Source organism: Vibrio kasasachensis, from assembly GCF_050337565.1.
GTDB classification, from domain to species: Bacteria; Pseudomonadota; Gammaproteobacteria; order Enterobacterales; family Vibrionaceae; genus Vibrio; species Vibrio kasasachensis.
Genome location: NZ_JAKJTB010000013.1, coordinates 37,131 through 48,677, shown reverse-complemented (window position 1 = coordinate 48,677; position 11,547 = coordinate 37,131). Strand labels below are relative to the sequence as shown.

11 protein-coding genes are annotated in these 11,547 nt (G+C 39.8%); 6 read left to right on the top strand and 5 right to left on the bottom strand.

Translation table 11 applies throughout. From position 1 onward, the window contains the following. Positions 1–24: 24 nt before the first annotated feature. Positions 25–234 (bottom strand): cold-shock protein, encoded by a 210-nt coding sequence (locus L4C38_RS10955; RefSeq protein WP_428797596.1) that lies wholly within the window; start codon positions 232–234, stop codon positions 25–27. A 927-nt stretch (positions 235–1,161) separates the two neighbouring features. On the opposite strand from L4C38_RS10955, the gene L4C38_RS10950 reads away from it, so the two are divergent. The 6 genes from L4C38_RS10950 to L4C38_RS10925 all read left to right on the top strand — a co-directional run bounded on the left by L4C38_RS10950 (position 1,162) and on the right by L4C38_RS10925 (position 6,465). Beyond that, positions 1,162–1,509 carry an NADH:ubiquinone oxidoreductase gene (locus tag L4C38_RS10950; protein WP_428797595.1) on the top strand — a complete coding sequence of 116 codons (348 nt, stop codon included), beginning with the start codon at positions 1,162–1,164 and terminating at the stop codon, positions 1,507–1,509. 201 nt (positions 1,510–1,710) lie between these two features. Continuing rightward, complete coding sequence (locus L4C38_RS10945) at positions 1,711–2,877, top strand: serine hydrolase (RefSeq protein WP_428797594.1); 1,167 nt, start codon at positions 1,711–1,713, stop codon at positions 2,875–2,877. A 251-nt stretch (positions 2,878–3,128) separates the two neighbouring features. Further along, entirely contained in the window at positions 3,129–3,473 is a 345-nt protein-coding gene (locus tag L4C38_RS10940; protein ID WP_428797593.1) for a helix-turn-helix domain-containing protein, read from the top strand. A gap of 102 nt (positions 3,474–3,575) precedes the next feature. After that, on the top strand, positions 3,576–4,235 hold the full coding sequence (locus tag L4C38_RS10935; protein WP_428797592.1) for a DUF3313 domain-containing protein: 660 nt from the start codon (positions 3,576–3,578) through the stop codon (positions 4,233–4,235). Positions 4,236–4,354: 119 nt separating this feature from the next. After that, positions 4,355–4,570 carry a DUF3820 family protein gene (locus L4C38_RS10930; protein ID WP_428797591.1) on the top strand — a complete coding sequence of 72 codons (216 nt, stop codon included), beginning with the start codon at positions 4,355–4,357 and terminating at the stop codon, positions 4,568–4,570. A gap of 278 nt (positions 4,571–4,848) precedes the next feature. Then, entirely contained in the window at positions 4,849–6,465 is a 1,617-nt protein-coding gene (locus tag L4C38_RS10925) for a BCCT family transporter (protein WP_428797590.1), read from the top strand. Positions 6,466–6,946: 481 nt separating this feature from the next. Here L4C38_RS10925 and L4C38_RS10920 read toward each other — a convergent pair whose 3' ends face one another. The 4 genes from L4C38_RS10920 to L4C38_RS10905 all read right to left on the bottom strand — a co-directional run bounded on the left by L4C38_RS10920 (position 6,947) and on the right by L4C38_RS10905 (position 11,429). Further along, positions 6,947–7,498 carry an outer membrane beta-barrel protein gene (locus L4C38_RS10920; protein ID WP_428797589.1) on the bottom strand — a complete coding sequence of 184 codons (552 nt, stop codon included), beginning with the start codon at positions 7,496–7,498 and terminating at the stop codon, positions 6,947–6,949. Positions 7,499–7,920: 422 nt separating this feature from the next. Further along, positions 7,921–8,598 (bottom strand): hypothetical protein, encoded by a 678-nt coding sequence (locus L4C38_RS10915; protein ID WP_428797588.1) that lies wholly within the window; start codon positions 8,596–8,598, stop codon positions 7,921–7,923. Between the two features lie 488 nt (positions 8,599–9,086). Next, complete coding sequence (locus tag L4C38_RS10910) at positions 9,087–10,670, bottom strand: ATP-binding protein (RefSeq protein ID WP_428797587.1); 1,584 nt, start codon at positions 10,668–10,670, stop codon at positions 9,087–9,089. A gap of 12 nt (positions 10,671–10,682) precedes the next feature. After that, the gene (locus L4C38_RS10905) at positions 10,683–11,429 is read right to left on the bottom strand and encodes a winged helix-turn-helix domain-containing protein (RefSeq protein ID WP_428797586.1); all 747 of its coding nucleotides are present in this window, start codon (positions 11,427–11,429) and stop codon (positions 10,683–10,685) included. Positions 11,430–11,547: the final 118 nt, after the last annotated feature.

Genomic DNA, 11,547 nt, shown 5'->3' with positions numbered 1-11,547 from the left:
ATTAAAATCGATTTTGTCGACAAATTAAAGAACTTTAATGTTCTCAGCTTGAGGACCTTTTTGACCTTGAGTAATTGTGAATTCAACTGGCTGTCCTTCACCTAAAGTGCGGAAACCGTCACCTGTAATTGCACTAAAGTGCGCAAATACGTCAGGGCCGTTTTCTTGCTTGATGAAGCCAAAACCTTTAGTTTCGTTGAACCATTTCACTGTTCCAGTCACTGTATCAGACATCGGTCTTTCCTATATATTTCTCAGTTACGCCTAAGCGGCACGGATAGCGTGGAAAAGGAGATTGCTATCGCGCACGACGTACAGAAGAAATAGATGTATTCCAACGAAACGGCGTTCTAGACAAGAACCGTTTTCTAGCTAACAACAGTCTAAGGTTTAACCAATCTAAGTCAATAAAATTCAAGCGGAATTAGTTTAATAATTTGAACTAAATATCGACTCTTGGCTTTTTAACTGTAATTTAATACTGTCTAACTCACTCTTGTCACAATTCCATGCCTACAGGACTAAGAGGTGTATTACAAAATTGCGCAAAAAACGTGATGTATATAACAAGTATTTTTTAGTATTTATTATAAAAATAAAGGGCTTTCTTTTGGTGTGTAAAAATAAATGGGAAATAATGGGCTACATGATTCCTTCTAATATCAGTAAAGGATAAAAAATCGGTTTTATGTTTCTATTCCAATGCTAATAACAATTAACGCCCTCATTTTTTGCTTAAACTAATTTGCTTTCCCCCTGAATGGTTGAACGACATAGATAATCTAAATGCTCACTTGGCTTTGAAAGACGGCGAAGGTTGAAGCTTGCACTTAGAATTTCAGTAAACTGGCAACTTTTAGTTGCCTTGCCTACGGATTGAATTAAACGTCATATTTACTATGGAAAAGCATTTATTTTCATGTTTAAATTATGTTAACGCAACAATCTTGCTTACTGATTTATTAGTATAAGTAATGGAATAGCAACAATAAAACCATTGTTGGTTGTTATCATTATGTTGCTTGGGTGAGGGGTGGTGAAAAATAGATAAAAATTGCAACAATTTAGTGCTTGAAACTTTTATATTTGATGAGAAAATGCGCGCAAAATGAGTTTTCATTAATGAAAGGATGCTTTTTAACTACTTTAAGGGCAGGCACTATGAAACTAGTTCTAATTTTAATGGCATCGCTCTCTGCTGGAGCGGCTTCAGCAGATCACCTTCATTCTTTTATGTTAGGGCTATCTGTTGCATCTTTGGCGGTAGGAAGTTGCTATTGGTTTGCATTTAGGACAACTCGATTTCCTGAATTCGCTTTGTTTTTGCTAATTTGCGGTTTGTTTTCCAAACTCACAATTACAGTAGTTGGTGTTGCATTAGGCATTTCTGCTGAGTTGATTAGCTCACCTTTGGTATTTGCGCTTTCTTATCTGTTTTTCTCGTTGGTGGTCACTTACTTATGGTTTAGCTATCGAGACTCCATTACAAAAGCACCGCAAGCAGCATAAAATCTCCCCATCAATTTTGAAAGCCAGTATTTGTACTGGTTTTTTTTATGCCCGCATAAATACATTGAAATAATGGTTGCATAAGCCAGTTCACATTTCTTTGCATCAAATCTTGTGTAACAGTAACCAAGCGTAACAGATGGGCTGAAACCGCCTACGCTTTCAATATACTGGGATGAATCTTTTAATTGGTAGAGTGCGATGAAAACAAAACGTCTTATACAATCGGCTTTGTTAGTCAGTGTCTTTAGTTCAACTGCGATATTAGCTGCACCTTCAATTACACCAGACCCTCCCGCTATTGGCGCTAAAGGCTATATATTGATGGATTACAATACAGGGCAAGTATTGGTAGAGCGTAATGCGCATGAGGCTTTAAACCCTGCAAGTTTAACTAAGTTGATGACAGCTTATGTCGCAGGGCAAGAGATGAACTCGGGTAATATTTCACTCGATGATAAAGTAACCATTAGCCAAAATGCGTGGGCTAAGAATTTCCCTGATTCCTCGAAGATGTTTATTGAAGTAGGAACGTCCGTTTCATTTATGGACCTGTATCGTGGGTTGATTGTTCAATCGGGTAATGATGCAAGCGTGGCGATTGCTGAGCACATTGCAGGAAGCGAAGGAGCTTTCGTTGGCTTAATGAATAGCTGGGCAAAGCGGCTAGGGCTTGATAATACGGCTTATACAAATCCGCATGGACTGGATAGCGATGGATTATATTCAACGCCTTATGATATTGCTCTATTGAGCCAAGCGATCATTCGCGATTTACCCACTATTTATCCTTTATATAGTGAAGCCTCATTTGCTTATAACGGCATTACTCAATACAACCGAAATGGCTTGTTAAGGGATAGAAGCCTTAACGTTGATGGCATGAAAACGGGCTATACCAGCGGTGCTGGCTATAGTTTGGCTACATCAGCAACCAACGGTGACATGCGCTTAATCTCGGTTGTGATGGGTTCAAGTAGCACTAAGACCCGTGAATCAGAGAGTAAGCAGTTACTTAGCTATGGTTTTAGATTCTTTGATACTGTCCGAGCAAGTGAAGAAGGCAAGGCAATTAGCGAGCAACGCTTATGGATGGGGGAGTCGGATAGTCTTAAAGTAGGTACAAAAACAGACATTTACATTACTTTGCCTAAGTCGGATGTAAACAGAGTAAAAGCAGAGCTTGTTTATAATAGTGACTTGGTTGCCCCAATCACCGCTGGGCAGGTCCTTGGTGAAGTGATTTATTCGGTAAATGGCGATCAAGTTGCGAAATCAGATCTTACTGCTTTGGAGTCTGTTGACCAAGGCGGAATTTTTAAACGTATTTTTGATTGGTTTAAAATGTTGATCGCAGGTTGGCTATAGGCAGCAATGATATTTGAGTAGAGTGGCAGCAGGCGAGCAAAGATGCTCGCCTGCTTGCTTTGTAATACTAATTATACATCTTGTTTCATCTAAATATGACGCTGTGGCACGTCTTTGGTATTTTTGCCAAAAATATCAACGGGCCTTTACCAAACACTGACAATGACAGGTTTTATTTGTCCACAATGCACAGCAAATATTAGTAACAGTTACGTTGTATAACTGCGCAGTGTAGGAACAGGACCTCATTTATGGAATTTACCGCAAAAGATAGTGAAGCGTTGTATCAAGTTTGGATGTCGCAAAAATCAAAAATGCGTTTAACACAAATGGAATTTGCCAAAAGACTGGGTATTAGTCAGCTTGAGTTTTCAAGCATTTTAAGGGGCGAACGTGCTCTTTCAATGCCTTTTGTTTCCCGCTTTTGCCACTTACTTAATCTTGAGTCTAATCGAGTGATCCCATCTCTTCGTACTCAGCCAGATGTCAAAGAAGTTAACTTAGAAAGCCGCATGACAGTGGATGGTGAAATTAAACGCGCTTACATTGATGGCAATCAGGTCGTGGTTGAATACCTACACCGTGTGACGCATTGATCTCAAAATTAATATAATTGGTTTTGTTTACGACCATTATAATGACAGCGTACTTATATAGAGTATATCATTCCCTAATACTGTAAAGGATTGAGGGAATGAATGAAGACCATCAAAACCATTATGCTACTTGCTACGGCAAGTATGCTTTTTGGCTGTGCCTCAGGAGCAATCTCAAAGAGCACCAAATTTACTTCATACGATGACTTTGTTCAGGGACCGGACGGCGGCGTTGATTTGGTGTGGGCAAAGTTAGGTCTTCGAGATCCTCAACGTTTGCAAGCTAAATTGGCACAATACGATTCGGTAGTGATAGACCAAGTTTTTGTTATTACCGATGAAGACAGCATCAGTGCCGAGGATGTAGGTGAACTAACTCATTACATTATTGATCGCATCAAACTGAAATTGGCACCATACAAAAAAGTTGTTGACCATCCGAGCGAGAAAACGTTGCGCCTAAGTATTGCGTTGAGCAATGTAGAAACCCCGAACCCTGTGTTGGCAGTAACGAGCAGTGTGCTACCGTTTGGCTTAGCAATCTCTACTATCTCTAAGGTAACAACGGGAGAGCATACCAATGTTGGCAGCGCGAGCATTGAATTGCTCGTGAGTGATGCTAAGACTGGGCAAGCATTATTTGCTGCAATTGATCGTCAAGCTGGCAATAAAGATCTGTCGACCATGATTGATTCTCTCGATGACGCCAAGGATGCAATCAATTATTGGATCGATCGGTTGGGAACCACTCTAGAAAACTAGTCGCAATCATCAACGCCTGAACGTCTGTATTGGCTCAAAGAGGCATTTGTAATAGCGCTTTAAGTAAGCGTTGGAACAGTGATATTCTCAGCCCAGTAATTTCTATTCGGATTTGGGTAATGCTAGAAAAAGAAAACTTGATCAAATTGGCGAGAATGAAGATGCCCTTTGGTAAATACGCTGGGCGAGTGCTGATAGATCTGCCAGATGAGTACTTGCTGTGGTTTGCTAAGAAAGGTTTTCCTGAGGGGGAGTTAGGACAACTGTTGCAGTTATGTTTAGCGCTGAAAATAGAAGGTTTAGATTCAGTCGTTAAGCCTTTGAAAAGAATGTAATTCCTTAGGTAATCTAAACTCTCGGCCGCTTGATACGCTTTATTAAAAGGGGCACAACTGTTTATAAATTTTTCAACGTAATCAAACAAGCAATTGATAACAGAAAGTGAACATATCGACTTTACCTTGGGGGGGAGAGAGGCAAGCTTTGTTTGAGTTTTTATCTTGTTATTGTTAGTCTGCGCACTTTATTTATGCCCGGCTCATTTTTATGTGATGGTCATTTCGTTTTTACTTTTCGTTCAAAAAGTATTGCAGGATATTCTTAAACAGTGGTTATGAGTAGTACGTTAATTAAACACCGCCCCATAGATACATGTAGTTTGACAAACAAATACAGTATTGGAACCACAGATTACCAAGTCGGTCAGGATAATATTCAAAAATGGGGAGCAGATATACATAACCCCGTGTTCGGCATTAGCGCTGGCCTTATTATCCTCCTCCTCTCTGCACTCCTCCTCGCTGACCCTACCACCGCAAACGAAACACTAACTAGTATTCGCAATAGCATCATGGCTGAATTCGATGTGTTTTTTATGTGGTCAACTAACTTCTTTGTTCTTTTTACTATGATGTTGATTATATCTCCATTTGGTAAAATCCGAATTGGTGGTAAGCAAGAAAAAACTGAACACTCAACCCTATCTTGGGTAACGATGTTATTTGCTGCAGGTATGGGTATTGGTCTACTTTTTTGGGGGGTTGCTGAACCAACGGCTTACTTCACTAACTGGTGGGGAACCCCATTAAATGTTGAGCCATTTACGGCAGAAGCAAAATCATTAGCATTGGCGGCCACGGTTTATAACTGGGGTATCCATGGCTGGGCTGTTTACGGCATTGTGGGACTTGCTCTGGCTTTCTTCTCTTATAACAAAGGTCTGCCATTATCAATCCGCTCGGTATTTTATCCAATAATTGGTGATAGAACGTGGGGCTGGGCTGGTCACATCATTGATATCATGGCTGTACTTGCGACGTTATTTTCTCTCGCCACATCACTTGGTCTTGGTGCACAGCAAGCTGCGAGTGGTGTCAATCACGTATTTGGCATTGAAAGCGGTATTGGCTTGCAGCTGATGGTTATTGTTTTTGTTACCTTAATTGCAATTATATCTGTTATTCGAGGCATTAATGGCGGTGTTAAAGTATTGAGTAATATCAATATGATGTTAGCATTTTCGCTATTAGCTTTTATGCTGATTTTAAGTTTTGATGTCATTGCCGTAACGATTCCAGAAACTTTCGTTGCTTATGCAGAGAGTTTTGTTGCTCTTAGTTATCCGCATGACCGTGGTGATGTTGCGTGGATGCAGGGTTGGACAGTATTCTACTTTGCATGGTGGATTTCATTAGCCCCATTCGTTGGTATGTTCATTGCGCGTATTTCTAAAGGTCGTACAGTACGTGAATTCTTGTGCGCTGTTATCTTTGTTCCAACGTTAGTGACATTGGTCTGGATGGCGACGTTCGGCGGTATTGCAATTGATCAAGTCATTAATAAAGTAGGTGAACTGGGTACGAATGGTTTGACTGATATATCGTTATCATTATTCCACGTATTTGATGCGATGGCGTATGGTAATGTATTGTCCGTGTTGTCGATTGTATTAGTCTTAATATTCTTTATTACGTCATCGGATTCTGCTTCGCTTGTGGTCGACAGTATCACGTCGGGCGGTAAGATTGATGCGCCTGTACCACAGCGTATTTTCTGGGCGGTAGTACAAGGTGCTATTGCTGCAGCGATGCTTTGGCTTGGTGGCACCGAGTCGCTGCAAGCCTTGCAAGCTGGCGTTGTGACAACTGGATTACCCTTTACCTTTGTAATGCTAATTATGTGTGTGGGTCTGATAAAAGGTTTGAACTCTGAACGTGCTCAATATAAGTAATGATTAAGTGGTAAAACTTAAGTTTAAAATCTTAATATAATAAATACCAATGGTCTCAAATGCATGTTTGAGGCCATTTTTTATTTAGATCACCAATATCGATAGGTTGAATACATTATTCCCAATGGTACTGTTAACTTAACGCGTAGACTTGATGGTTAACAAACCGAACAATTACCTGCAATTTCACTCCATGTAGTAAATGCAGCACTTCTTCGGATTTTGTAATGCTGAGCTGCACCACCTTTACTCGACACTTACCCTACCTAAGCGCATTTCCCTTACCTGAGATAGATCATAAATTTCTAAATTAGAGATGAGTTATACCGCTACGTTCGTTTTTAGCTGTTCGGTCCAGCGCCTTAAAATAGTCTGGGCAACATCGACAGCGTGGCGAGCTTCTAAAGCGGTATACCTCTGATCATGTACAACCGAAAGAGTGGTGTCCTACTTTATTAGACCACAACACTATAACCCTTAACTACCAACGATAACCTAAGGTAACGCCAAGGTGGGCACCACCAGCTTCGATATCACTGCCGTCTAACTCAATCTCTGCTTGTGAATATCGTCCTTCTATTCCGACATCAAAATGTTGGTCGATTGTCCAGTAAATACCAGTACCAGCCCAGTACCCTATCGCAGAGTCATCGTGGGTATCGCTTGCATCTTCCATTTCTCCATATATATAAGCCAGCCCCATCCCGTAATACGGGTGTAGATCTGTACCGCTAATTGACCACGTCTTTCTAACCCCTAGAAGTAATTCAGACGTAAAACCATGGGTTGTTTTGCCGTCGCTGTCGTCATGCCCATCTGAAGAGCCGTATACGCCGGCAACAATACTGACAGGCCAATGGACAGGTTTGATATCAAAAACAGCTCCATATTCAAACTGATTTTCAAAAGGTTTCCATGCACTATCATCAACATTTTTTGTACCAATAAACCCGCTAACACTCGTTTCAAACGGTGCTGCATTTACGCTAACGGTAATAAGACTTGCGGTAATTATTACTAAAATTTTCGTCATTTTTTATTCTCACTTCTATTTATCTAAGCCAGTACCAAACGCATACTGAAAGTTTCCCAATGGAATGAATGATATTTCGCCTTCGGAGCTATCTTTTGAATTAAATTATCTTGATTTATATTATCGCCGTCTGCATTGAAATTTGATTTTAGTGACAAATTGTTATAGTCAGTTTCCTCCATTGTTTTTATATTTATTTAATCAACATGATTCTTAAAAATGATGTCAAAAACTCCTAATTAAGAGTTGATTAATACACTATAAAAATAGAGTGGATAATATCTATGAGTATTATTTGGCTAAGTGGATGTTGATTAATGGTTTGTTTTAGTATTGATTTTAATATCAATATAATAAATATACTTACAGTTTAATAATATTTTCGGTCTTGTTACCTTAGATGCTTATGAACAGATCATTCGCTATTCTTTTGCCATAACACGCTTGCCATTTTTATCAACAACCAATAAGTAAGATTGACCAGGGTCACCTGTACATAAATCAATTGCTGCGCCATTAATAGTTAATCCATCTGCACAGGTATCTACAGTAATAAAACCAGACACCTTAGCCTTTTCGGTGGTGGCTACTTGGGTCCCATCGACAACAATGTTGTAGTTTCCATCAGCAAAAACTCTGACATTGAATGCACCAGTTCTATTGCTTTTCTTTTTAGAGATGACCGATAGCTCTATCTGTTCTGCAGACTCCCATGCAATTACCCAGAGGTTGTCACCATCACTTAATGATTTGTACATCTTTTGCTTATTGCTGTTACTGTTACTGTCTTTAACACCCAAATTGACCATGTTGTGGATTGCTCTGTAACTATAAGCATAGGTGGAACCAGTGGCCTTTTTAGGAACATCTTTTGAAGAAATATTTTTGCTGTCAAACAAGCCGCTATAGCTTGAGCTTATATATCTTTTCTTAACATGAAAATCTGCCATGTAATCTAATGCATTAACAAAAGACATTTTTGCATCGTGAGTTAAGGCATCTTTTAATTCGTCTGACTCTAGACTGCAACCAATTAATGCTGCAGAAAATCCTGTAAGCAAAACTAGTCTTAATCCCTTTTTACTAAATAAGTTATTCATATTGAACACCATTAAACCTTTTTATAATGTGTATCTGTTATTTAAAATAAAGACCTTAATCTCTTGCTTTTAATGTGTTTCGTCCTGCTCTGATAGTGCTCAAACTAGAGAAATCGGTTTGTTTCGTATCATTAATTCTGAATATGGAGATAGGTTAATGGGATTTATTATTTGGGTCTATGGCAGTATTAGGACAGAATGTGACCGTGTGTGACACACAACCTGTGGATTAATCCGTTGGTGAAAAGTAGACAAGAATTATACTATTTCGGACAATTAACGGTGCAGGTTTACCCAATCTCCCAAGTACATTTCCGTGACCCTTTTTGATATTTCTAAAAAGCCGTTCCATGCGTTACATATCTGGGAAATGATATCGTTTTAGTTCTCAATACTTTGGCCGGCAAGATAGCGTTGTCGTAGCCAACTCCAAACTTGCTTGATGGTATTCAACTTTGGGGAATATGAGGTACTTAATGATATTGACATTACCTCAATTGCAACGGCCAGCCAATGTCAAATTTGGCACCACCTAAAGCGGAACGCCCTATGCTCACCTCTCCCTTATGCCAAAGGGCTATTTGTTGCACAATGGCCAGCCCTAGACCATGCCCGTTAGCTATGTCACGGTGGGTATTTTGTAACTGAACAAAAGGCTCGAATACGCTCTGCCAATGCTCTTCATTAATACCAGGACCATCATCTTCAACGGTTAACACACAATGAGTATTATTCAGATAAAGACCAATTTTCACTTGTTCTTTTGCATAGCGAGCTGCGTTTGACAAGAGGTTATTTAGTGCTCTCAACAAGGCTCTGCTGTCGATAAATAACAGCCGATTTTCTAACTCTGGGGTGAGGTCAAAATTAACGGTCAGTGATTTATATTCTAAGCGATAGTGATCAATTTCAACGGCAATTTTGCTCGCTAGATTAATTTCTGAAAAATGGCTGATATCCATCGCCCGATTATAACGGGAGAGAATTAAGGTTTGGTTTATCAAGTGATCTAAATCATCAATGCTGGTATTGATGCTGCGTTGGTATTTTTGTCGGTCTTTTTCGCTTATATCATCACTGTGCAACATTTCACAAGCAAATCTTAGCCGATACAAGGGGGTACGTAGATCATGGGCAATTGCATTGGTCAGTTCTTTTTGACCTTGGATCAATTTTTCTATCCTGTCGGCCATCTGATTAAATGAAAGTCCCAAGCGGGCAACAACAGATGTTTTTGCTAGTTCAGCTCTTTCCGTTAGATAACCATATCCAAATTTATCTGCGGTAATACTAAGACGCTTTAAATCACGCCATAATGGATAAACCCAAACAAACATGCACACGGAAACGATTACAATGAAAATAAGGGAGACCATCGCTATATTGAGCGAGTTATGAGCGGGGACAGTAATGACTCTGAGTATGGTATGTTGATCTGGTAAAAGTGCATGAACAACGACCTGAATTTGGTCTCTGATCTCCCAGATTGGCTCGTTTTGATTTAACTTCGCCATTTGATCTTGATCTAGCGCTACATCGGCTTTTGTTAAAAGTTTGATGTCATGAGGAAAATATGTCGATAACTCTTTTAACTGCTCAGGCCATTGTTCACGAGGACTGCTCTCAAACTTTTTTATTGCTAGATGAAAGGAACCACGAGCAGCTCGGATAATATATTCCTTTTCCGACATGCCCATAGCCAGAGAAATGACCCACTGGCTATCGCCTACACGGCGCAACAATAGATTAGGGATGCCCTCGATGAAAACATATTTATTCCTTTGCAATTGTTGTTGCAGTGACTGGTTTTTTGTTGCGGTTGGTAAAGGCAGCAGTTGCAATTCATTACCAAACTCCAATGCCAATTGCTCGATTTTCTGCGGCCATTTCTCTGTTGGCGTATCTGCTAATGTTTGTTCAATTAAATGAAAAGTACCAGACTCTTGCTTTATCGAAGCTGTTTTTAGTACGTAGTGATTAAACAACCACACTGGACTATAGTCGCTAGAGAAGGATAAGAAAATGATGGGCAAAAAAATTACCACCCAGAGAATGGAAAAAGCTCTGACCATAATATTACCTCATTAGTACCCGCAAAAATGTATGCAAAGTTGGTAACCCTTGCCGCGGACGGTTTTAATCAAGTTAGGGCGAACGGGATCGTCAAGTAATTTCTTCCGTAACCTAGAAATTCGTCTGTCTATGGACCTGTCTAAACCGTCGTAGTCGTAGCCACGGATTTGCTGCACTATGATGTCACGAGATACGACCTGCCCCGGGGTTCTTGCCAGCAGATACAGTAACTCAAATTCGGCGGTGCTCAGATCTATGATCTTGTTATCTAAATAGACAGTTCTGTGAGAGATATTGATGACCAAACGCCCCAAATCTAAACTGTTGGGATCACTTTCAGTTGAAGGGGGTCGCGTTAAGTTGTCAGCATCATGGCTAATGCGACGCAATAAAGCTCGAATGCGCGACAATAACAAACGCGGTTGTACTTGTTTTACTACGTAATCGTCGGCTCCTAATTCGAGCCCCATCATTTGATCAATATCATCATCTAATGCAGTTTGCATCAGTATCATCCCCGAATAAGATGAACGGACTTGCCTGCATACCTCCATGCCGGTTTGACCTGGTAACATTATATCAAGAATAACCAGAGCAGGTTGTTCATCGATAATGCGTCGAACAGCCTCAATGCCGTCACCTACAATGCTGACATCAAATTCATATTTGAGAAGAAAATCTTTTATTAAGTTAGCCAATTCGTAATCATCTTCGACTAACATTATCTGTTTACGCACGACAGGTTGTAAATTACTCATAATAAATTATTTGATCTTATAAACTACACACTAAATTAACTCATTTGAAGACGCAGTATTGTGACAATTTGTGACGATAAAACCATCAGGTCACTATTTTTAGTTACTTTTTTCGTTT

Bases quoted from the DNA above. Each gene is read 5' to 3' on its own strand.
- L4C38_RS10945 (WP_428797594.1), top strand. From the start codon at position 1,711: ATGAAAACAAAACGTCTTATACAATCGGCTTTGTTAGTCAGTGTCTTT.
- L4C38_RS10955 (WP_428797596.1), bottom strand. From the start codon at position 234: ATGTCTGATACAGTGACTGGAACAGTGAAATGGTTCAACGAAACTAAA.
- L4C38_RS10905 (WP_428797586.1), bottom strand. From the start codon at position 11,429: ATGAGTAATTTACAACCTGTCGTGCGTAAACAGATAATGTTAGTCGAA.
- L4C38_RS10910 (WP_428797587.1), bottom strand. From the start codon at position 10,670: ATGGTCAGAGCTTTTTCCATTCTCTGGGTGGTAATTTTTTTGCCCATC.
- L4C38_RS10950 (WP_428797595.1), top strand. From the start codon at position 1,162: ATGAAACTAGTTCTAATTTTAATGGCATCGCTCTCTGCTGGAGCGGCT.
- L4C38_RS10920 (WP_428797589.1), bottom strand. From the start codon at position 7,498: ATGACGAAAATTTTAGTAATAATTACCGCAAGTCTTATTACCGTTAGC.
- L4C38_RS10940 (WP_428797593.1), top strand. From the start codon at position 3,129: ATGGAATTTACCGCAAAAGATAGTGAAGCGTTGTATCAAGTTTGGATG.
- L4C38_RS10915 (WP_428797588.1), bottom strand. From the start codon at position 8,598: ATGAATAACTTATTTAGTAAAAAGGGATTAAGACTAGTTTTGCTTACA.
- L4C38_RS10925 (WP_428797590.1), top strand. From the start codon at position 4,849: ATGAGTAGTACGTTAATTAAACACCGCCCCATAGATACATGTAGTTTG.
- L4C38_RS10930 (WP_428797591.1), top strand. From the start codon at position 4,355: ATGCTAGAAAAAGAAAACTTGATCAAATTGGCGAGAATGAAGATGCCC.
- L4C38_RS10935 (WP_428797592.1), top strand. From the start codon at position 3,576: ATGAAGACCATCAAAACCATTATGCTACTTGCTACGGCAAGTATGCTT.